Consider the following 21,392-nt stretch of genomic DNA (forward strand, 5'->3'; position numbering starts at 1 on the left):
TCGCGACGGCACCGCTATTTCAGCGACCCGCGTCCTGATACGCCTTGACGGCGGCTTCCAATTCATCGAGCGCTCGGCCGAAATCCTGGAAGTTTCCGCTGCGCATGGCATTTCGGACATTCTCGATCTTCCGGTTCAGCTCCGTCGCGGCCGCGTCCTTGGCCGAGGACGATCCGGTGGCAGGCGGCGGGACCGACGCGGGCGGCGGTGTTCCGGCGTTGCTGACGCCGTTGTTGCCCTGGTCGGCAGGCGGCGGAGCGGTGCCGGGCTTCGGCCTGGTGCCCGAGTCACCGCCGGACGGCGTCGCCAGCGCACCCGCGGCCGGGATGACCTGGTTCAGCGCCTCCGCCAAGGTCGAGGCGTAGCCCACCTTGACGTTGCCCGCCTCGTCGCGATAGCTGACCAGCACCCGCAGCAACTGCGGGAAGGTCGCCGTGTTCGGCCCCGTGTTGCGTTCGTTGTAGAACGGCTCCACGTACAGGATGCCGCCGTCGGCGATCGGCAGCGTCAGCAGATTGCCATATTTGATCTTGTTCGAATTGGACAGCAGCGTTTTCTCGCGCGACACCTCGGGCGCGGTCGTCATCCGGTTCTGCGTCTGCTGCGGACCCAATGTCTGTGTGTCCGTGGGCAATCGCCGAATCGTGAACTTCCCGTACCCATCCGGGTCCGATCGCACCGAGATATACGCCGCGAGATACGGCCGGTTGTAACCAGTCATGGCACTGGTCAGATTGAACGAGGGTTTGTTCGTTTTCGGATCGCCCAGCAGCACGTAATACGGCGGCTGGTTTGCGGTGGTCCCGCCCTCGGAGGTCGGGTCGGCGGGGACCGACCAGAAAGCGTTGTTGGTGAAGAATTCCCGGGGATCGTCCACGTGGTACTTGGACAGCATTTCGCGCTGGACCTTGAACAGATCCTCCGGGTAGCGGAAGTGCGCCCGCAGTTCCGGCGAGATCTCGCTCTCCGGCTTCACCGCGCCCGGGAACACCCCGCGCCAGGCCTTCAGCACCGGGTCCGAGGAGTCGACCTCGTACAGGGTGACGGTGCCGTCGTACGCGTCGACCGTCGCCTTGACCGAGTTGCGGATGTAGCTGACCGACTTGCGCGGCAGCAACCGGCCGGTCTTCTTGTCGATGCTGTCCTCGACGCCCTCCAGCGCGGTGGACTGCGCGTACGGGTAGTTGTCCAGCGTGGTGTAGGCGTCCACGATCCAGACGATCCGTCCGCCGACCACCGCCGGGTAGGCGTTTCCATCGGTGGTCAGCCAGGGCGCGACCTTCTGCACCCGTTCCCGCGGGCTGCGGTTGAAGATGATCTTGGAGTCGTCGGCGATGGCCGAGGAGAACAAGATGTTGCGCTCGGCGTACTTGGCCGCGAAGGCGAGTCGGTTGATCCAGTTGCCGATCGGCACGCCGCCCTGGCCGGTGTAGGTGTACTGCGCGACGTCGGAGTCGTATTCGCGCGGACGCTGGCCGTCCATCGCGCCGACGATCGCGTAGTCCTGATCCCACTGCGAGATCAGCTCGCCGAAGTACACCCGGGGCTGGTCGACCCGGATCCGCTGTTTGTCCGCGGGCGTGAAGAGGTCGCTCACCATGAAGATCGGGTAACCGCCGTCCCCGCTGCCCCCTGCGGCGTTCGGGTCCTCCGACGGCGGCTTGTTCACCCGGTTGGCGGGAGCGGCGACGAAACCGTTGCCGTGGGTGTAAACGGTGTGCCGGTTGATCCAGTCGGTCTGGTTGCCGCTCAGCGCCGCGGGCGAGAGCTCCCTGGCCGCGACGACGTAGTCCTGCACGTCACCGTCGAGGTTGTAGCGGTCGATGTCCAGCGACTCCGGGAAGCCGTAGAAGTTCTTCAGCTGGCGCAGCTGGGTGAAGGTGGGTGAGAGGATGTTCGGGTCGAGCAGCCTGGCGTTGCCGATGGTCGCGGCGTCCACCGGGACATCGAGCGGGCTCTTGCTGCTCTCGCCCTTGTAGTCCTTGTACTCGATCCTGTCGTTGGTGATGCCGAACGCCTGCCTGGTCGCGGCGATATTGCGTTCGATGTACTCGCTCTCTTTGTCCGCGGCGTTCGGACGCACCGAGAACTGTTCGACCACCAGCGGCCACACCGCGCCCACCAGGATCGAGGACAGCACCAGCAGGGCGGCGGCCATCGCGGGCACCCGCAGATCGCGCAGCACGATGCCGGCGAAGAACGCGAGCGCGCAGATCACCGCGATGGACAGCAGGATGAGCTTGGCGGGCAGCACCGCGTTGATGTCGGTGAACGAACCGCCGGTGAAGGTGGGTTCCTTGCGGCTGCTGGAGAGCAGTTCGTACCGGTCGAACCAGTAGGCGATCGCCTTGAGCAGCACGAAGAGTCCGGCGAGCACGGCCAGCTGGATACGCGCAGGCCGGGTCAGCGTGCCCTCACGGCCGGTCAGCCGCAGTCCGCCGAAGACGTAGTGGGTGACCAGGCTGGCGAAGAAGGCGATGACCACCGCGACGAACAGCCAGTTCAGCACCATGCGGTAGAAGGGCAGGTCGAAGGCGTAGAAGCCGACGTCGAGGCCGAACTCCGGGTCCTTCTCGCCGAACGATCCGCCGTTGAGGAACAGCTGCACAGTCACCCAGTTCGACTGCGCCACCAGGCCCGACAACAGGCCCAGCAGCACTGGAATGCCCGCGCCGAACAGCCGCAGCCTGCTCATCACGGTGGTGCGGTAGCGCGCGATCGGGTCGTTCGGGCCCGCCACCGGCACGAACACCGGCCTGGACCGATAGGCCAGCAGCAGCGCCAGCCAGACCACCAGGCCGACGAAGGCCGCCACGGCCACGAACAGCAAGACCCGGGTCCGCAGCACCGTGAGGTACACGTTGCGGAAATCCACTTCGCCGAACCACAGCCAATTCGTGTAGGCGTCCGTCAGCCGTGGCCCGAGCAGCAACAACGCCGCGAGGACGATGGCCGCCACCAGCAGCACACGGCTGCGTCGGGACAGCGAAGGTAAGCCGGTGGGGGGCCGCATGCCCACGATGCCACTCTCCAAGGTCCGGCGACGCTCGCACCGATACGCCCGGCCGATGCGCCGCAGTCCGATGTTGCGGGTGGTCCTTCCGGACCGTGTCCCGGCCCACTCTACGGAAATCGGACACCATGCAGCTGGCAGGGTTGCGCTTGCCGCGCCGGGGAACCGATCGCCCGGGTTTCCGGCTGGCCCGCTCGGCGGTTTGATTGGATGTTCGCGTGACCCCAGACCTGCACGCCGAACTCGTCCTTGCCCGCTCCGTCCGGGAGGTGGCGGAATTCGTCGACGCGGAGGGGTGGGGTCGTCCCCCACAGATGTTCGCGCTGGTGCCGACCGCGGACCTGGTCGCGGCGCAGCCGGAACTCGAGGATCAGCTCGACGAGGGCGACGAGCTGACCCCGGTCGCCCAGGAGGCGTTCCCCGACGACGTCACCGGCGGCTCGATCGCCCTGGACGAATTCCTCGCCACCACCAGCTGGCCCCCCGCCGTCCGAGGTTGTGTGCTGGTGCAGGAGATCGTGGTGCTTCCGCCGGACGCGGAGTCCACGCTCGACGACGCGCTGGCTCCGCTGCTGGCCGACCACGAGGCCGCCGACGCGGCCGCGCGCGCCGCCGCCGAAGCGCACCCGGAGCGCCGGGAGGCGCGGTTGTTCGCCGCGGTGCTGCGCGACGGCGCGTCGCTGTGCCTGCTGCAACTGCGACCCGAGGACGACGCCGACGACTTCGGCGAACTCGACCTGCGCACCTACCCCAACCTGGCGCCGAACCTGGTCGAAGCGCTGCACCACACGCTCGAGTGAAGCGCGGGCCGTGCGCTCGGGTGCGGCCTCACCCGCAGCTGACCGGCTCCTTGCCGGTGTTGATCTCGGTGAGCGACTGCACCGCGCCGGTGAGGCTCTCGACCCGCACCAGCCGCAGGCCCTCCGGGATCCGCTGCTTGGCCTCGTTGCAGTTGGCGTCGGGCACCAGGAACGTCTCCGCGCCTGCCTCCCGCGCGGCCATCATCTTGTACTGGATGCCGCCGATCGGACCGACCTTGCCGTCCTGATCGATGGTCCCGGTGCCCGCCACGAACTTGCCGCCGTCCAGCTCGCCCGGGCTGAGCTTGTCGATCAGGGCCAGGCTGAACATCAGGCCCGCCGACGGGCCGCCGATGTCGGCGAGGTTGAACGCGACCTGCAACGGCGGCCGGGCGCCCTCGCCCGGCGTCACGCCGAGGTAGCCCTTGGCGGGGTCGTCGGGACGGGCGCCGAGGACGATCGTCGCCGTCTGCTCGGTGCTCTCGCGCCGGAACACCACGGTCAGCGTGCTGCCGGGCGCTTGGCCGGAAACCGCCGTGATGACGTCCTTGGGCGTGCTCATGGGCGTGCCGTTGATGCTGATCAGCTCGTCGCCCGCGCGCAGCGCGTCATGGGCGGGTCCGTCCTCGGCCACCTTGCGCAGCAGTACGACCGTCGGCAGGTTCAGGTAGTGCAGCGCGGCGACCTCGGCGTTGCCCTCGGAGTCCTTGAAGTCCTGCTGGTTGGACTTGTCGATCTCCTCGCGCGAGACGCCGGGCGGGTAGACCTCCGAGCGCGGCACCAGGCCGTGCTTGCCGCTGGCCCAGAAGCCGAACGCCTCGAAGATGCTCAGCCCGTCCCGCACCGAGACGGTGGTCATATTGAGATGCCCGGTGGTCGGATCGACCTCGGTTCCCCGGACGTCCACGACTTCCTTGCCGTCCACCTTGCCGAGGGTGTTGAAGGTGGGGCCGGGACCGAGTGCGACATACGGCACAGTCACGACGCTGCCGACGACGCCGAGCAGGAGCACCGGGATCAGGGCGGCCACCAGGGTGAGGATCCGACGATTCACCTGGACCACAGTAGTGATACCCGGCGTCGCGAAGCGCCGGAGGCGGTCATTTCGCCCGGGCGCGCCGCCCCCGGTTTCGCGGCGCGCGAACATCGAGACGCTGTGCTAAACGCGTAACGTGAAGGGCATGAACGACCACCCCTTCGGATTCTCGAACCGCGACGACGACGATCGCAAGCGCGGTGACGAGCCGAGCGGTCCCGGCCCGAACGATCCGTTCGGTTTCGGTATCGGTGGGTCCGGCGCGGGCGGATTCGACCCGGCGCAACTCGGGCAGATGCTGACCTCGCTCGGCCAGATGCTCAGCGGCATGGGGCAACCGGGCTCGGCGCAGGCCGGGCCGGTGAACTACGACGTCGCCAAGCGGCTGGCCCGTCAGCAACTCGGCTCGACCATCGCCCCGGTGACCTCGGGCGCCGCGAGCGCGGTTGCCGACGCCGCGCACCTCGCCGAACTCTGGCTCGACAGCGCGACCACCCTGCCTGCGGGCGCGACCAAGACGGTCGCGTGGACCGCCAACGACTGGATCGAGCAGACCCTGCCCACCTGGCAGCGCCTGTGCGACCCGGTGGCGCAACAGATCTCGGGCATGTGGACCGCGTCCCTGCCCGAGGAGGCCAGGCAGTTCGCCGCGCCGATGGTCGGCATGCTCGGCCAGATGGGTGGCCTGGCGTTCGGTTCACAGCTCGGTCAGGCGCTCGGCCAACTGGCCAAGGAGGTGCTCACCTCCACCGACATCGGCCTCCCGCTCGGACCCACCGGCACCGCAGCGCTACTGCCCGCGGCGATTTCGGAGTTCAGTGCGGGACTGGAGCAGCCGGAGAGCGAGATCCTGGTGTTCCTCGCCGCGCGGGAAGCGGCCCACCAGCGACTGTTCGCGCACGTGCCGTGGCTGCGCCAGCAGGTGCTCGGCGCGGTCGAGGACTACGCGCGCGGCATCCGCATGGACTTCTCGGCACTGGAGCAGGCCGCGCAGGGCATCGACCCGATGTCGCTGACCGATCCCGCGAAGCTCGAGGAGATCCTGGCGCAGGGCACGTTCGAACCGCAGACCACGCCCGAGCAGAAGCAGGCGCTGGAACGGCTGGAAACGCTGCTGGCGCTCATCGAGGGCTGGGTACAGGTGGTGGTCGGCGACGCCGTCGGCGACCGGTTGCCCGGCGCGGGCGCCCTGGCCGAGACGCTGCGCAGGCGCCGCGCCACCGGCGGGCCCGCGGAGCAGACCTTCGCGACCCTGGTCGGCCTGGAGTTGCGGCCGCGCAAGCTGCGCGAGGCGGCGGCGCTGTGGCGCAGGCTCACCACCGACGCGGGCATGACCGCCCGCGACCGGGTGTGGGCGCACCCCGACCTGCTGCCGGATTCCGACGACCTGGACTCCCCCGCGGGCTTCATCGACTCGGTGATCGGCGGCGGCACCACCGCGTTCGACGATCCGCTGGCGCAACTGGCCGAAACCGAGGCGCGGGAGCAGGCCGCGCGCGAGCGCAAGGACGACGACGCAGGCCCCGACCTGGGCAAGGAAGGCGACGCTTCCGCCTGATCAAACTGTGGATGAAGCGAAACCCTGTGGATAACTGAGGATTTCGGCCCGACCCCGCCGCACGCGGTCCGCATACTGATGACATGACAACGACGTGTCGCGGTCCGCGATTGCGGCCGCGGGTGACCGTTCTGGTCCGCCCGACCGGTGTCGTGCAGCTCGGATGCGATCCGGAGACCGCGGTGGTGCTCGGTCCGGAAGGTATGGACGCCGAGACCGTCCTCGCTTTCCTGCGCCTGCTCGACGGTCTGCGCACCAAGCCGCAGATCATCTGGCGAGCCGGAGAGTGCGGGATCGACGCCGAGCGCGCCGTGGCCTTGCTCACCCTGGTCGACGAAGCCGGGCTGCTGGACCATCCCGAGGACCGGGCCGGGCAGGTGCGGGCGGTGCGGGTGCACGGCCTCGGCCCGCTGTCGGACGCCGTGTCGGCCGGTCTGCGCGCGTTGGGCGTGCGGCCGAGCCGGTCCAGGGACTACCCGTCCGGCGCGGCGACGGTGCGATCGTGGGGGTCGGATCTCGTCGTGCTCGCCGACGCGCTGATGCCCGATCCACGGCTGGTGCGCGATCTGCTGCTGCACCGCATCCCGCATCTGCAGATGCGCATCCGAGACAACAAGGGCGTGATCGGCCCGCTGGTGCTGCCGGGCGTCACCAGCTGCCTGCGCTGCGCGGACCTGATCCGCGCGCAGAACGACGCCGACTGGCCGCACCTCGCGGCGCAGCTGCTCGGCCGCGTGGGACACGCCTCTCCCGCCGGGATCGCCGCGACCACGGCGGTGGCCCTCGGCGAGCTGGAGGCGATCATCGACTGCTCACCGCGGCGCACCCCGGCCACGCTGGACGCGACGCTGGAACTGGATCTGGATTCACACCTCCTCGATCGGCGCTCGTGGGACCGCCATCCCGGGTGCGCGTGTGCGAGTGTTTCCGCAGGACTCGGCGCCGGGGCGCGAGGGTGATCAAGATTGCCATGGCCGCGGGCTGGTCCGTCCGCCATGATGGGTACGTGTCAGAGATCGTGCGCCGTCGCTCGTCCCGCAACGCCAAGTTGGCCAAGATTCCGCTCGGCATCGCCGGCCGTGCCGCCGTTGGGTTCGGTAAGAAGCTCGCCGGGGGCGACAAGTCCGAGATCAACGCACAGCTCAATCAAAGGGCCGCCGAGCAGCTGTTCAGCGTGCTCGGCGAGCTCAAGGGCGGTGCGATGAAGTTCGGGCAGGCGCTCAGCGTGATGGAGGCCGCCGTCCCGGAAGAGTTCGGCGAGCACTATCGCGAGGCCCTCACCAAGCTGCAGGCCGCCGCTCCGCCGATGCCGGCCGCCACCGTTCACCGGGTGCTCGACCAGCAGCTCGGCACCCAGTGGCGTAGCCGCTTCAGTGAGTTCGACGACACTCCGGCCGCGTCCGCCAGCATCGGGCAGGTGCACCGGGCGGTGTGGGCAGACGGCCGGACCGTCGCGGTGAAGGTGCAGTATCCCGGCGCCGACGAGGCGCTGCGCGCCGACCTCAAAACACTGTCGCGCATGTCCGGCCTGGTCGCGTCCGTGATTCCCGGTGCGGACGTCAAGCCGATCCTCGCCGAGATCACCGAACGCACCGAAGAGGAGCTGGACTACCGCAATGAGGCGGCCAACCAGCGCAGCTTCGCCAAGGGCTTCGACGGGCACGGCGAGATCGTGGTGCCGAAGGTGGTGGCCAGCGCACCGAAGGTGATCGTCACCGAATGGCTGGACGGCATCGCCGTCTCCACGATCATCAAGCAGGGCGCCGAGGATCCGGAGGGCACCCGTGCGCTGCGCAATCGCGTCGCGGGACTGATGGGCCGGTTCCACTTCTGCTCCCCCGAGGTGGTCGGACTACTGCACGCCGACCCGCACCCGGGCAACTTCATGATGCTGCCCGACGGCAGACTCGCCGTCATCGATTTCGGCGCCTGCGCACCGATGCCGGAGGGCTTCCCACCGGTGCTGGGCCGGATGCTCGCCCTGGCGGTCGAGGAGCGCTTCGCCGAACTCACCGAACTGCTCTACGACCACGGCTGGGTGATCCCCGGCCGAGTGGTCACCCACCAGGAGATCGCCGACTATCTGCGGCCGTTCACCGACCCGATCCAGACCGACTCGTTCCACTTCACCCGCCGATGGATGCAGCGCGTGGCGGGCAAGGCATCGGAGTTCTCCAGCCCGGAAATGAAAACCGCACGGGCCCTGCAACTCCCGGCGGAATACGTGATGATCTTCCGCGTGCTCGGCGGCTCCGTCGGCATCCTGGCCCAGCTCGATGCCGAACTGCCGTTCATGCAACTCGTCCGCACCTGGATGCCGGGCTTCAGCGAGGAGCGCACGGCCTCCTGAGCCGTACCCCTCAGCTCGGTCGAGCGAAGCCACCCGCGCTCTCCACTCGACTGCAAACGACTGTTCGCCTGCTCCCAACCCCGTCGAGTGCGAGTCTTACGAGCGCCGTTCGCGGCCCGTCTCGCGGCCGAGTGACCGAAGCGCATGCGCCGCAGGCGCGAGTCTCGGTCGCTCGGGCGCGAGACTTCCCGGGGCCGCGAACACGCAGCGCCGCAGGCGCTGCAAAAACCAACACAGCGCCGCAGGCGCTGCAACCAGACACAGCCGCCCACCTGAAACGGTGGGCGGCTGGTCTGCTTTCTCGTTCGTTGGCTCGGCCCGTGCCGGGACCGACCGAATCGAGCACATCGACCGGAGGGAGGGACATCACTCCCCGGCTCATGCCGGGACCGCGACCTTGCGCGGACGACCGCGGGGACGCTTGCGGGCGATCACGACACCCTGGTCGAAGATCTCACCGCCCCAAACACCCCATGGCTCACGACGATCCATGGCGGCGCTCAGGCAGCCCTTGCGGATCGGGCAGGTCGCACACAGCGCCTTGGCCTGCTCCAACTGGACCGGGCTCTCGGCGAACCAGAGGTCAGGGTCTCCAGCACGGCAGGGCAGGACCTTGGTGATCTCCTGGGTCCGAGTAGTCGACGCCACGGTTCGGCATGTCACGTCAGTAGTGGCCTGCGGCCAACCCTGTGCGGTGAACACGTCGTTCTCCTTCAGCTTGTTTGCAGCGGTTCGTTTGTTGTGCGAAACCGGTGCCGGTCGGCTGAAGGGCCGGAGAATACTGGCCACGGTTTCGCTGTCGTGCGATCCGTGGCCAGGAGGTCGGGGAGGAGTTCCCTACCTAGGTCGACATCTGTGTCGAGTCCTGATCACGGTCGCTGGGTGTGCGGTGCGGAGGCGTGCTGCCCGCGGATCCGCCGGCTCGAAGCCGACTTCATTCGCGAAGACACCGACTGCTGCCTCGGCAGCCGCCGGGTGCCAGCCCGCGCTGGGCTTGCCCTGAATCTCGGTACGGAAGGACGCGTGCATCGCAGCGGAATTCACTTGCGTGCAAGACGTGCCGAACGCACCGATTTCGGACAGACCGATCCCCTGCAAAGCGAGGATCCCCCGGGAGGCCGCCATGGGCGCATAGACCGCAACGCCGTTGGCGCTGAAGTTCATGATGTTGTCCACTGCTCTGCCTCCCTCCTGTACTCGTGTGTGTCGGTAACTGTACGCGCCGAGATGCCCTCCCGGTGCGTGAAATCCACCATAGGCAAGATCGTCCAGCGCCACAACCTATTTTCTACCTGCGGTTTTGTGATGTGGATCGAAGTCGGGACGCGACGATCGCGAGCACGTCCGCGCCGAACTGGTCGATCTTCTTCGCGCCGATGCCCGCGATCGCGGCCAGGGCGGCGTCGTCGGCGGGCAGTTGTTCGGCGATCGCGGTGAGCGTGGTGTCGGTGAACACCACGAACTCGCGCACCCGCAGTGCCTCTGCCTTCTCCGCACGCCAAGCCTGCAGTGCGGCAAGCAATTCCGCGTCCAGTTCGGCCGGGCAGCGACGGCAGCGGCCGAGCATGGTCGCGTAGGTGCCGATCAACGGTTTCGCGCAGACCCGGCAGGTCGGGCGGACGCCGCCGGCGGCGGAGGACGGCGCCGCGATCCGCGACGCGGGCGAGTCGTCGGGGACGAGGCCGTTGAGGAATCGGGAGCGCCGCCGGTTGCGCCTGCCGCCTTCGTTCCTGGCCAGCGCCCAGGACAGCCGCAGATGCTCGCGCGCCCTGGTGACCCCGACGTAGAGCAGCCGCCGCTCCTCCTCGAGCGCCGCCTCGTCGGCGACCGAGCCGTCGTCGGCGAGGACGTGCGCGATCGGCACGGTGCCGTCGGACAGGCCGACGAGGAACACCGCGTCCCACTCCAGGCCTTTCGCGGCATGCAGTGAGGCCAGCGTGACCCCTTGCACCGTGGGTGGATGCCTGGCCTCGGCACGGGTCGCGAGCTCCCGCAACAGCCCGGTCAGGTCCAGCCGGTCGTCGTGGCCGACCAATTCCTCGGTCAAGCGCACCAGGGCGACCAGCGAGGACCAGCGTTCGCGCGCCTGGGCGCCCGCCGGCTCGGTGGCGGTCAGGCCGACCGGGGCGAGCACCGCGCGTACCAGCGAGACCAGGGCGCTGCCGCTGCGCGCCTGGTCGGGCAGGTCGTCTCGGGCGGCGGCCTGCCGTAGCGCCTGCACGGCCTGCCTGACCTCCGCACGCGCGAAGAAGCCCTCGCCGCCGCGGACCTGGTACGGGATGCCGCGCTCGGTGAGCGCCTGCTCGTAGCTCTCCGATTGGGCGTTGATCCGATAGAGCACGGCGATCTCGGCGGCCGGCGTACCCGCGTCGATGAGCCGGCCGATCGCCTTGGCCACCGCTGTGGCCTCGGCAGGCGCGTCGTCGTATTCGGCGAACGCGGGCTCCGGTCCGTCGGCCCGCTGGCCGATCAATTGCAGCCTGGTGCCGGCGATGCGGCCGCGGGCCGCCCCGATCACCCGATTGGCCAGCGACACCACCTGCGGCGTCGAGCGGTAGTCACGTTCCAGCCGCACCACGGTGGCGTCCGGGAAGCGACGGGAGAAGTCCAGCAGGTAGCTCGGTGTGGCGCCGGTGAACGAGTAGATCGTCTGGTTGGCGTCGCCGACGACGGTCAGGTCGTCGCGGTCGCCGAGCCACGCGTCGAGCACGCGCTGCTGCAGGGGCGTGACGTCCTGGTACTCGTCCACGACGAAGCTGCGGTAGCGGCCGCGGAATTCGTCGGCCACCGCCGGATAGTCCTCCAGCGCGGCCGCCGTATGCAGCAACAAGTCATCGAAATCCAGCAGCAACCCGTCGGGCGTCGCCTTCAGCTTCTCGTAGCCCGCGTAGACCTCGGCGACGCGCAGTGCGTCATAGGGCGTCTCGCGGTGCTGTTTCGCGACCGCCGCCGTGTAGTCCTCCGGCGCGATGAGCGAGGCCTTCGCCCACTCGATCTCGCTGAGCAGGTCGCGGACGCTGTCGGTGGCGGTGGACAGCCCCGCCCGGTGCGCCGCCTGCGCGACGATCGGGAACTTGGCATCGATCAGCCGCCACGGGACATCGCCGACGATCTGCGGCCAGAAGTACTTCAGCTGCCGCAGCGCCGCCGCGTGGAACGTACGCGCCTGCACCTGGTTGGCCTCGCCGCCGAGGCCGAGCGCGCGCAGCCGGGTGCGCAACTCCCCCGCCGCACGTGCGGTGAACGTGACCGCGAGCACCTGATCGGCCTTCACGTGCCCCTGCGCGACCAAATGCGCGATGCGATAGGTGATGGTCCTGGTCTTGCCGGTACCCGCGCCCGCGAGCACACAGACCGGACCGCGCGGCGCACGGACGGCGGCGGCCTGCTCGGGGTCGAGGTCTGCGAGGTCAAGAGCGGGCACGGGGTCCATCATGACAGCGTCCACCGACACCCACCGTGCGGCCGGGGGTCCGGCCACGAGCTGCGCGCCGTCGATGCCACCGGCACCTAGCGTGTACCGGACTCGGCGACGCATCCGCAGGGGGCAACGGTGCCGGACTTCGAGACGGGTTCGATGCCGTGTTCTGCGCTGCGCGGACGGTCCGGCGCTGCGAACGGCTTGCTCGTGTCGTCACGGCTGCCTGCGCCGATCGCGCAGGCGGATCGCCGAGCGGGTCCGGGGAGCTACGCGGATCAGCGGTCGCGCAGCAGGCGCAGGGAGCGGACGAAGGCGCCGCCCGATGCGCCCAGCGGGGCGAAGTATTCCTCGTCACACGCCTCGACCGCGGCGATGGCCCGGTTGACCAGCGCCACACCGGCTTCGGTGGCGACCAGGGCCTTCGCCCGGCGATCGCTCGGGTGGTCGCGGCGTTCGAGCAGGCCCTTCTGTGCCAGCGTGCGCACCACCTGGGAGGTCATCATCGGATCGGTGGCGGCGTATTCGGCCAGGTCACGCTGCCGCACCGGTTCCGAGTGGCCCGCGGCGAGATAGGTCAGCGAGGCGAGCAGCACGAATTGCACGTGCGTCAGGTCGAACGGGGCCAGCGCCGCCCGTTGCGCGGCTTGCCAGCGGTTGGTCACCTGCCACAGCAACAGGCCGGGGCTTTCCTCGGCCGTGCGAAATCTGGAGCGCAGTCGCCCGTCCTGCGCCTCGTGCATCGGCATCCTTCACTCGTCCGTCATGGTCCGCGCGATCAGTGCGTAGTCGTGCGCGCTGAGTTCTATCAGGCCGCGGCGCAGGACCATTCCCCAGTTCGGCACGCTGGTGAATTCCAACTCGTCGCGCAGCGCATCGATCGGAGTCTCCCGCACGCCCGCTCGGTAGCTGATCGATCGGCGCCACGGCCGGAAGCAGCCGCCGCCGTCCTGTGGGGCGGCCTGCCAGGCGGGCCGATCATCGATCGTGCCGATCGCGGTGAACGAGCGCACCGGCGCTCCGGCGCGCATGCCCTCGCGCGGCGAGTAATAGACCAGCCCGTCGCCCGGCCGCATGCGCTCCACGGCCGTGCGCTTGCCGTGATCGGCCTGCGCTATGCCGAGCTCGACACCGCGCCGGACGTGTGCCCGGGAGACGACAGCCAGCCAGTATCTCGCGCTCGATCCGATGAGATTCCCGCCGCCGGCGGTCACCTGCCTCGCCGATGTCGGAGCACTCCCGTCGGCGCTCCTCCTGTCCACGCGAGTCTCCGTGGGCGCTTTCGGTGGGAACATGCGTTTAGTATGCGCGCATACTAAACGCGGCGCAAGGCGAGAAGGTTCGAGTTGGAACAGTGAGCGGTCCTCCGGCGTTGCAGTGTCCGTGACTGACGCGAACCCCACCCTGACGATGTACTCGACCACCTGGTGCGGCTACTGCCGCAGGCTCAAGACACAGCTGGACGAGGCGGGCATCACCTACGTCGAGATCGACATCGAGCAAGATCCGGCGTCGGCCGAGTTCGTCGGGAGCGTGAACGGCGGCAACCATGTCGTGCCGACCGTGAAGTTCGCCGACGGCTCCACCGCGACGAACCCGTCGCTGGCGGCGGTCAAGCAGGTCCTGGCCGGCCTGTCCTGATCAGCCGCCGCGCGCGGGCCACAGCGGCCCGCGCGCGTGCGCTCAGTCGATCGCGGCCCAGGATTCCACGATGGTGCGCGCTATGGAGATCGAGCCCGGCAGCAGCAGCTGGGCGCCCTCACCCTGCTTCGACCAGTCGCCCACCGCCAGCGCTTCGCGCACCTGCGCACGGGTGAACCAATCGGCTTCGGCGATCTCCCCGTCGGAGAAGACCAGCGGCTGCTCGGGATCGGCCACCGCGGCGAAGCCGAGCATCAGCGAGCGCGGGAACGGCCACGGCTGGCTGCCCAGGTAGCTGATCTCGCGCACGTCGAGGCCGACTTCCTCGCGCATCTCGCGCTCGACGCAGCGTTCCAGCGACTCGCCCGCCTCGACGAACCCGGCCAGCAGCGAGAACAGCGACTTCGGCCAGCTCTGCTGACGCGCGAGCAGCACCCGGTCGCCGCCGTCGTGGATCAGGCAGATCACCGCCGGATCGATGCGCGGGAACTCTTCGTAGCCGCTCTCGGTGATGCGCGACCACCCGGCCTTGGACACGGTCGTCACCGCGCCGTCCGCACCGTTGTATCCCGCCTTGTCGTGCCAGTTCAGCAGGGCGATCGCGGTGGAGAGCAGCCCGGCGGTGCGGTCATCGATGGCGCCGCCGGCCAGCGCGCGCAGATCGGTCAGCGTGCCCTCCAGCTCCGCGTCGCGCACCGCCCACAGGTGAACACCATCCTCGACACCGAGGAAGACCGCGTCCGGGTTCGGCTCGGCGGACAGCTCGAGGGCGGCGTCCAGGATCAGGACACCCTCGTCGAAGCGCACCTGCCCGCGCCGATTGACCCGCAGGAGTTTCGCGCTCCCCCAGCCCTCCTTCAGAGCCTGAGCGTCACCCCGGATCGGCTCGGCCCGGTCGACTACGGAACGGGACAGCAGTGGGACTCCATTGAGCTGAAATGCCGGCACGGTTCGAGACTATCGCGCCCGAGCTACCACTCGGCCCGCGCCGGGCTCACTTTCCCGATCGGCGGATGTACAGCAGTTTGTCGCCCGCGTCGATCGCGTCGACTTCCGGCTCGCCCACTCGGTGCAGCACGCCGTCGCGTACCACACCGAGGACGATATCGCCGAGATGCCGTGGCGAACCACCGATCTCGGACGGCTCCACCTGACGTTCGGCGACGGCGAAGCCCTCCTCGGGCGTGAGCAGATCCTCCATCATCTCCACCACGGTGGGCGTGGTCGTCGCGATGCCGAGCAACCGGCCCGCGGTCTCCGAGGACACCACCACCGAGTTCGCGCCGGACTGCCGCACCAGGTGGGTGTTCTCCGCCTCCCGGATCGCCACCACGATCTTGGCGGTCTTGTTCAATTCCCGGGCGGTCAACGTGACCAGCACGGCGGTGTCGTCGCGGTTGGTGGCGACCACCACCGACTCGGAGTTCTGCACACCGGCCAGTCGCAGCACGTCGGACTGGGTGGCCGAGCCGTGCACCGTGACCAGCCCGGCGTTCGCGGCCGCCTCCAAGGCGATCAGGTCGGTATCGACCACGACGATGTCGGCGGGCTGCACCCCGTCGCCGAGCATGGCGTCGATCGCGGTCCGTCCCTTCGTGCCGTATCCGACGACCACGGTGTGATTGCGCACTGTGTGCCTCCATCGCTGAATCTTGAAAGCCTGCCGGGAACGTTCGGTCAGCACGCCGAGGGTGGTGCCGACCAGAACGATCAGGAACAGGATGCGCAGCGGGGTGATGATGACGATGTTCGCCAACCGCGCCTCGGGCGTCACCGGGTGGATGTCGCCGTATCCGGTGGTCGACAGCGACACCGTCGCGTAGTAGAACGCGTCCAGGAACGAAAGTTCGTTTCCCGAGTTGTCGTGGTAGCCGTCGCGCCCGATATACACCACCAGCGCGGCCCCGAAGAGCAGCCCGGTCGCGAACAGAACCCGCCTGGTCAGCGAAATCCACGGGCTGGTCTGCACTTCCGGGATGCGCAGCAAGCCGACCAGGGCGAAATCGGGGCGGCTGGCCAATCCCAGTCCGCGCGCTCGATCACCGAACACCGGACACACCCGCCATCTCGTTGTTCGTGTCGGTCATCTCCGGTATTCCTTGTCCCTCCGGCACAGCAGGGGAGCCTACTGTGTTTATTTGTCCAGCGCCTGCGGCGCTGGGTGCTCGCGGCCCCTTTGTGGCTCGCGTTTGCGCGGCCGCCGCTTGCTCCTCCGTCGCGGACGCGGCGGCCGCGCAAACGCGAGCCGGGCCGCGAACGGCGCATGCTCGGTCTCGCTTCGCTCGAAACCGGTGGTTGAGCCGGTGTGGGGGCGTGGGGTGATCGCCGCACTATCAGGGGCTGCCTGCGGTGCCTTTGGTTCAGGATCGCCCGTTTCGCTTCGCTCGAATTCCGGAATGGCCGGAACGCCGCGTTCGGTGGTGCGGACCGTCGAGTCCGCGACCGGACGCACCCGGGTCGAAACGAAGCGGGCATTGATGTAAGGGTTCCTCATGGCAGAAAACACGCTGACTCCCGCGCTCGACGGCGGGCGACGGCCCGCGCTGGCCCTCGCTGCCCTGCTGTTCGGCACCGGGGTGCTGCATTTCGTCTGGCCGAAGCCCTTCGATTCCATCGTGCCGCGCGCGCTGCCCGGCAAGGCCCGTGACTACACCTATGCCTCCGGGGTGGCCGAAATCGGCGTCGCCGCCGCACTCGCGGTCCCGCGCACCCGCAGCTTCGGCGGACGTCTCGCGGCGCTGCTGTTCATCGCGGTGTTCCCGGCCAATGTGCAGTTCACCGTGGACATGCTGGCCAACGAGAAGGCGCCGCGGCTGGTCAAGATCGGGTCCGCGCTGCGGCTTCCGCTGCAGATCCCGCTGATCACTCAGGCGCTGGCGGTGAGCCGGCGGGCGCGGCGTTCCTGATCAGCTCGGCCAGCTCCTCCGGTCCGGCCAGGTTCACCGGCGCGATGGTGCGCCCGGTGCGCACATAGTGGAACGCTGCGCCGACGCGGTGCAGCATCTCCTGCTCCGGCCGTCCCTCGCGCGCGGCCATCAACCGCGCCCACGCCAGGCGGTACACCGCCAGCTGCATGGCGACCGCGGGTTCCTCGGCCGCACCTGGCTCGGCGCCGGTCTTCCAGTCGACCACGGTCCAGCGCCCGCCCGGCTCGGCGAACACCGCGTCCATCCGCCCCCGGATCACCGTGCCCGCGATCGAGGTCTCGAACGGAATCTCGACCTCGATCGGGCTGCGGTCGGCCCACCGCGAGTTCAGGAACGCCTCCTGCATCGCGGTCAGTTCGGCGTCCAGGCCCGCGTCGGCCGCACCGTCGGCGGCGCCCGGCAGCTCGTCCAGACCGAGCAGGCGGGTGGAGCCGAACCACCGCTGTACCCAAGCGTGGAACGCGGTGCCGCGGCGGGCGAGCGGATTCGGCGGGTAGGGCAGCGGACGACGCAGGCGGGCGGCGAGTTTCGCCGGGTCGGCGCGCAGCTCGACCAGGGCGGTCGCCGCGATCTGGCCGGGCAGCTCGACCTCCGCGGCGGCGACCGCCGCCGCTTGGTGCTCGGCGAGTAGTGCGTCGACGTCGGCGGCCCAGCCTTCCGGGTCGTCCGGATCCGGGGCGGATTGGGTGTGCTCCGGCCGGTACGGGTCATCCGGCGGGGGCGGAGCGAAGCCGCTCGCGGCGAATACCGGATCGTCGGCGGACAGGTACTCCTCCACCGGGTCCGGAGCCGCGCCGAAGTACGGCTCGATGTCCGCGTACGGGTCGGCGTATTCGGTCATGAAGTCGAAATCGTCCACGAGTTCGTCCGGTGGGAACTCGTCGTCGGGCGGATAGTAGGCCGGATCGTCCGGGTAAGCGGCCTCCGTATTTGGCGGTGAAGCCCCCGCGACCGCCGACAAGACCTCCGCCGGTGAAGCCTCCGCGTCCCCCGACGGGACCTCCGCGTCCGCCGGTGAAGCCTCCGCGTCCCCCAACGGGACCTCCGCGTCCGAGGAGGCCGGAGCTTCCGCGTTCGCCGGCGGGACCTCTCCCTCCAGCGGCGGGACCTCCTTCTCCCGCGCCCGGGCCTTCCCGACTGGCGGCGGGACCTCCCCCTCCCACAGCGGGACCTCCCCCTCCGGCGGTGAGGCCTCCGCGTCCGGCGGCACTAGCCCCTCCTCATCGAGGACGGGGCGAGGCTCGGCGGTCTCGTGCGCATCCGGACCGGCATCGGCCGGACGAGCGCGCAGGTCGGCCAGCGCCGCGCGGACCAGCGCCGCACCCTGCTCGATGGGGTCGCGGCGGGTGCTGAGCGGGTCGCGCGGCCACTCGGCGGTGGCGGGGTTGTCGGTGAACGGGTTGACGGATTCGGCCGCGGGCGGGTCGTCCCAGCGGTCGATCGCCAGGACGTCGTACGCCGGGCTGCCGGGGTCCTCGTGCGCGTGCTTCAGCTCCAGCAGGAAATCCGAGGGGCCCTTCGGCGTGCTGCCGGTCTCCGCCCAGTAGTGGGCCGAAACCAGCAGGACGCGTTCGGTTCTGGTGAGCGCGACGTAGAACAGGCGGCGTTCCTCATCGATCCGGCGGCGCTCCAGCGCCTCCTTGTGCGCCTTGATCGCACGGTCGAGGTCGGCACGGTCGTACAGGTCGGTGAGATCGAGTACCGGCACGCCCTCGGCCGCGTCGTCCTGTTGCCGGTCGCCCCGCAGCGACGTCGGCAGCTCGGCGAGCGCGCCGAGCCACGTGCCGGAACCGACCTTGGACGGGAACACGCCCTCCACCACGTGCGGGACCGCGACGATCTCCCATTCCAAGCCCTTCGCCGCGTGCACGGTCAGCACTTGGACGCGATCCTTCGCGACCTCGACCTCGCCCGGCTCGAGTCCGTTCTCGACCTCCTCCGCGGCGGCGAGGAAGGCGAGCAGCCCGCCGAGCGAGGCCCCGGTGTCCGCGGCGTACCCGGCCACCACTTCCGCGAACGCGTCCAGGTGCTCGCGCCCGGCGCCGGTGCCCGCCATCGCTCGCCGGGTCTGGGTCTCCACACCGACGCCGATGGTGCGTTCGACATCGGCGACCAACTCGGCCAACGGCTGACCACTGCGTTCGCGCAATGCGGCCAGCTCACGCCCCAGCGCCTCGATCCGGGCGAACCCGGCCGCCGAATATTGCTCCGGCGAACCTGGATCGGCGATGGCGTCGGCCAGCCCGGCCTGTTCGGCGGGCTCCGGGGCCACGTCCCGCAGCGCCTCGTCCAGCGTGGCGCCGTCGGCGATCTCGGCCCCGGCCTCGGACCCGGAGCGCCGGATGGACAGGTCCCTGGCGCGGCGGGCGAGCGCGGCGATGTCGGCGACGCCGACGCGCCAGCGCGCGCCGGTCAGCACGCGCATGGCGGCGCTGCCGGAGCCCGGTTCGGCGATCAGCCGGAGGGTGGCGACGATGTCGGCGACCTCCGGTGTGGCGAGCAAGCCGCCGAGCCCGACGATCTCCACCGGAAGTCCTTGCGCGCGTAGTGCTTCCGCGAGCGGCGCGGCGTCGGCATTGCGGCGTACCAGCACCGCCGACGTGGGTGGTTGCTGCTGCGCCGCGCGCCGGGCGGCCCACTGCGCGGCGATCCGCTCGGCTACCCACTCGCGTTCACCGGCGACGGTCTCGGTCAGCGCCAACGCCACCTCCCCCGGCCCGGCGTCGGGCTTGGCGCGCAGCGCGTCGACCGTCACCCCGCCGCCCTCGATCGCCTTGCGCCGCAATGCTTCCGCGACCAGGTTCGCCAGTGCCAGTGCCTCCGGAGGATTGCGCCAGCTGGTCAGCAATGCCAGCGTGGGGGCCGGTACCCCCGGCGCAGTGGGGAAATCGGTGGCGAACCGAGGCAGATTCGCCGCCGAAGCGCCACGCCAGCCGTAGATCGACTGCATCGGATCGCCCACGGCGGTCACGGCGAGCCGCTGCCCATCGTGTGGTCGCGAGCGCTGGTCGCGACCGGGCGCGGCGTGCGGATCGTGCGCACCGGCGAACTGCGGTTGCCGTTCCACCATCGTCTCGTTCGCGTCGGCGCGGCGCGACTGGACGCCTCGAGCGGAGTCACCGGGACCCGCGCCGACACCCGGCGTGGAGTGCGGCGGCCGATCCGGCTCACGCTGCCCCGCGACGGAGTGCGCTGCACGGCCACCCTGCGCAAGCCGATCAGCGGCCGGATCGAACACACCATCCGCCGACAACCACAAGTCCCGCACAGACGAATCAACATGTGCCTCATGCGCAGCGGCCGATGCGGATGTACCTCCGATCGGCGTATCCGGGTCTCGGACGATGTCGTGCGGCTCGCGCGCGGTCGTGCTGACGCCCAGCTGGTCACCGCCCACGCCGGGTGACAGCGGGCCCGACTCCCCCGTGGCGGAACTCGGCTCGCCCGTGCCGCTATGTCCTTCCCGCTCGGCTGAATCGGCAGGCGCGGCCGCATCGGACGACGCATCCCCCGTCGCCGAGTCCGACGACGTGCCATCCGAGAGCGGATCGCCGATGTTGCGGCCGTCGGCGGTCCGCTGTGGGTGCGGATCCGTGCGTGGCGAATCCCGGCCTGCGGTGAGAGCGGAATCACCATCCGGCACCCGAGATACTTCATGCGCGTCATACGGTCCGTGCCTCGGTGTAGCGTCCGGCGCGCCGCCGAACAGGGCGGCGAGCAGGACTCGCTGAGCGTGGCCGGTGTCCTGGTATTCGTCGAGCAGCACCAGCCGGAACCGGGCGCGTTCGGCGGCGGCCACCTCGGGGTGCTCGGCGGCCAAGCGCGCGGCCAGGGACATCTGCGCGCCGAAATCGAGTGCGCCCCGGCGGCGCAACGCCTCGGTGAGCTGGTGCACCAGCGGCAGCAGCGCCACCCGCTCCTGCTGCACCTGCACGATGTTGAGCAGCGTTTGGCTGGGCCCGCCCCGCTGCCGCGGGCCCGCGGGCAGCGTGTGCACCAGCTTCGCCAGCTCGGTGTGTGCCTCGGCCAACTCCTCCGGCTCGACCAGATGCTCCGCCAGCTGCCCGGACAGCGCGAGCACCGCCTCGGTGACCGACACCGGGGTGCGCTCGGTCTCCAGATCGCCGTCCCAGGTGCGGACCACCTGATGGGCGAGCTGCCAGAGCTGGGTCTGGGTCAGCAGCGTCGCCGAAGGTTCCACCGGAAGAAGCAGGCCGTGTTCGGTGAGCAACCTGCCCGCGTACGAGTGGTAGGTGCTGATCTCCGGTTCCGCGCCGGTCAGCTGGGCGCGCAGCCGACCGCTCGGGTCGAGTTCGCGCAGCAGCGGCGCGCCGGCCAGCCGGGCCAGCCTGGTCCGGATGCGGGCGGTCAGCTGCTGGGCGGCTTTGCGCGTGAACGTCAGCCCGAGCACCTCGTCCGGCAGGACGAGCCCGTTCGCGACCATCCAGACCACGCGGGCGGCCATCGTCTCGGTCTTGCCCGCGCCCGCGCCCGCGACCACGAGGGTCGGGCCCGGCGGCGCCGCGATCACGGCGGCCTGTTCGTCGGTCGGCGGCGGCAGGCCCAGCGCCTGCGCCAGCTGATGGGGCGTCACCCGGGCGTTCACGGCGGCGCCCCGGCGACCGGCCGCGGCGAGGCCGAGGGCGCGC

At 69.9% G+C, this 21,392-nt stretch carries 16 protein-coding genes; 6 read left to right on the forward strand and 10 right to left on the reverse strand.

Annotated elements, in window-relative coordinates:
• Nucleotides 1-19: 19 nt before the first annotated feature.
• Complete coding sequence (locus tag ON19_RS22795; protein WP_043696760.1) at nucleotides 20-3,019, reverse strand: UPF0182 family protein; 3,000 nt, start codon at nucleotides 3,017-3,019, stop codon at nucleotides 20-22.
• Nucleotides 3,020-3,231: 212 nt separating this feature from the next.
• Between ON19_RS22795 and ON19_RS22800 the strand changes: the two genes are divergently transcribed.
• Nucleotides 3,232-3,813, forward strand: a complete 582-nt coding sequence (locus ON19_RS22800; RefSeq protein ID WP_043696538.1) for a PPA1309 family protein — start codon at nucleotides 3,232-3,234, stop codon at nucleotides 3,811-3,813.
• A gap of 28 nt (nucleotides 3,814-3,841) precedes the next feature.
• Here ON19_RS22800 and ON19_RS22805 read toward each other — a convergent pair whose 3' ends face one another.
• The gene (locus ON19_RS22805) at nucleotides 3,842-4,867 is read right to left on the reverse strand and encodes a YlbL family protein (RefSeq protein WP_218006469.1); all 1,026 of its coding nucleotides are present in this window, start codon (nucleotides 4,865-4,867) and stop codon (nucleotides 3,842-3,844) included.
• A gap of 127 nt (nucleotides 4,868-4,994) precedes the next feature.
• Here ON19_RS22805 and ON19_RS22810 point away from each other — a divergent pair, with 127 nt between their 5' ends.
• From ON19_RS22810 to ON19_RS22820, 3 genes are all read left to right on the forward strand, one after another.
• Nucleotides 4,995-6,407, forward strand: coding sequence for a zinc-dependent metalloprotease (locus ON19_RS22810; protein ID WP_043696544.1), 1,413 nt, complete (start codon nucleotides 4,995-4,997; stop codon nucleotides 6,405-6,407).
• A gap of 83 nt (nucleotides 6,408-6,490) precedes the next feature.
• Entirely contained in the window at nucleotides 6,491-7,366 is an 876-nt protein-coding gene (locus ON19_RS22815; protein WP_043696546.1) for a hypothetical protein, read from the forward strand.
• 11 nt (nucleotides 7,367-7,377) lie between these two features.
• A complete protein-coding gene (locus tag ON19_RS22820) occupies nucleotides 7,378-8,757 on the forward strand; it encodes an ABC1 kinase family protein (RefSeq protein ID WP_051169206.1) in 1,380 nt (459 codons plus the stop codon).
• A 378-nt stretch (nucleotides 8,758-9,135) separates the two neighbouring features.
• On the opposite strand, the gene ON19_RS22825 is transcribed toward ON19_RS22820, so the two are convergent.
• The 5 genes from ON19_RS22825 to ON19_RS22845 form a co-directional block, all read right to left on the reverse strand.
• On the reverse strand, nucleotides 9,136-9,459 hold the full coding sequence (locus tag ON19_RS22825; RefSeq protein ID WP_157106825.1) for a WhiB family transcriptional regulator: 324 nt from the start codon (nucleotides 9,457-9,459) through the stop codon (nucleotides 9,136-9,138).
• A gap of 135 nt (nucleotides 9,460-9,594) precedes the next feature.
• Entirely contained in the window at nucleotides 9,595-9,933 is a 339-nt protein-coding gene (locus ON19_RS22830; protein ID WP_043696549.1) for a hypothetical protein, read from the reverse strand.
• Nucleotides 9,934-10,045: 112 nt separating this feature from the next.
• Nucleotides 10,046-12,193 carry an ATP-dependent DNA helicase UvrD2 gene (locus ON19_RS22835; RefSeq protein WP_043696765.1) on the reverse strand — a complete coding sequence of 716 codons (2,148 nt, stop codon included), beginning with the start codon at nucleotides 12,191-12,193 and terminating at the stop codon, nucleotides 10,046-10,048.
• A 260-nt stretch (nucleotides 12,194-12,453) separates the two neighbouring features.
• Complete coding sequence (locus tag ON19_RS22840; protein ID WP_051169207.1) at nucleotides 12,454-12,918, reverse strand: MarR family winged helix-turn-helix transcriptional regulator; 465 nt, start codon at nucleotides 12,916-12,918, stop codon at nucleotides 12,454-12,456.
• 9 nt (nucleotides 12,919-12,927) lie between these two features.
• The gene (locus ON19_RS22845; RefSeq protein WP_227954639.1) at nucleotides 12,928-13,389 is read right to left on the reverse strand and encodes an EVE domain-containing protein; all 462 of its coding nucleotides are present in this window, start codon (nucleotides 13,387-13,389) and stop codon (nucleotides 12,928-12,930) included.
• A 196-nt stretch (nucleotides 13,390-13,585) separates the two neighbouring features.
• Between ON19_RS22845 and ON19_RS22850 the strand changes: the two genes are divergently transcribed.
• A complete protein-coding gene (locus ON19_RS22850; protein ID WP_157229813.1) occupies nucleotides 13,586-13,816 on the forward strand; it encodes a mycoredoxin in 231 nt (76 codons plus the stop codon).
• 42 nt (nucleotides 13,817-13,858) lie between these two features.
• Here the strand turns inward: ON19_RS22850 and nudC are convergent, their stop codons facing one another.
• Both nudC and ON19_RS22860 read right to left on the reverse strand, forming a co-directional pair.
• On the reverse strand, nucleotides 13,859-14,764 hold the full coding sequence (gene nudC, locus ON19_RS22855) for an NAD(+) diphosphatase (RefSeq protein ID WP_043696554.1): 906 nt from the start codon (nucleotides 14,762-14,764) through the stop codon (nucleotides 13,859-13,861).
• 46 nt (nucleotides 14,765-14,810) lie between these two features.
• A complete protein-coding gene (locus ON19_RS22860; protein WP_051169197.1) occupies nucleotides 14,811-15,866 on the reverse strand; it encodes a potassium channel family protein in 1,056 nt (351 codons plus the stop codon).
• Between the two features lie 442 nt (nucleotides 15,867-16,308).
• Between ON19_RS22860 and ON19_RS22865 the strand changes: the two genes are divergently transcribed.
• Nucleotides 16,309-16,722 carry a DoxX family protein gene (locus ON19_RS22865; protein WP_043696557.1) on the forward strand — a complete coding sequence of 138 codons (414 nt, stop codon included), beginning with the start codon at nucleotides 16,309-16,311 and terminating at the stop codon, nucleotides 16,720-16,722.
• Here ON19_RS22865 and ON19_RS43925 read toward each other — a convergent pair.
• Complete coding sequence (locus ON19_RS43925) at nucleotides 16,679-21,349, reverse strand: ATP-dependent DNA helicase (protein ID WP_083899562.1); 4,671 nt, start codon at nucleotides 21,347-21,349, stop codon at nucleotides 16,679-16,681. The two genes, ON19_RS22865 and ON19_RS43925, sit on opposite strands and share 44 nt — an antisense overlap.
• Between the last annotated feature and the right edge of the window lie 43 nt (nucleotides 21,350-21,392).

Source organism: Nocardia abscessus NBRC 100374 (assembly GCF_000308455.1).
In the GTDB taxonomy this organism is placed as follows: domain Bacteria; phylum Actinomycetota; class Actinomycetes; order Mycobacteriales; family Mycobacteriaceae; genus Nocardia; species Nocardia abscessus.

Excerpts from the sequence above, each read along its gene's own strand:
- ON19_RS22820 (WP_051169206.1), top strand. The coding sequence starts at position 7,378 with ATGGCCGCGGGCTGGTCCGTCCGCCATGATGGGTACGTGTCAGAGATC.
- ON19_RS22810 (WP_043696544.1), top strand. The coding sequence starts at position 4,995 with ATGAACGACCACCCCTTCGGATTCTCGAACCGCGACGACGACGATCGC.
- ON19_RS22850 (WP_157229813.1), top strand. The coding sequence starts at position 13,586 with ATGTACTCGACCACCTGGTGCGGCTACTGCCGCAGGCTCAAGACACAG.
- ON19_RS22865 (WP_043696557.1), top strand. The coding sequence starts at position 16,309 with ATGGCAGAAAACACGCTGACTCCCGCGCTCGACGGCGGGCGACGGCCC.
- ON19_RS22840 (WP_051169207.1), bottom strand. The coding sequence starts at position 12,918 with ATGCACGAGGCGCAGGACGGGCGACTGCGCTCCAGATTTCGCACGGCC.
- ON19_RS22815 (WP_043696546.1), top strand. The coding sequence starts at position 6,491 with ATGACAACGACGTGTCGCGGTCCGCGATTGCGGCCGCGGGTGACCGTT.
- ON19_RS22835 (WP_043696765.1), bottom strand. The coding sequence starts at position 12,193 with ATGATGGACCCCGTGCCCGCTCTTGACCTCGCAGACCTCGACCCCGAG.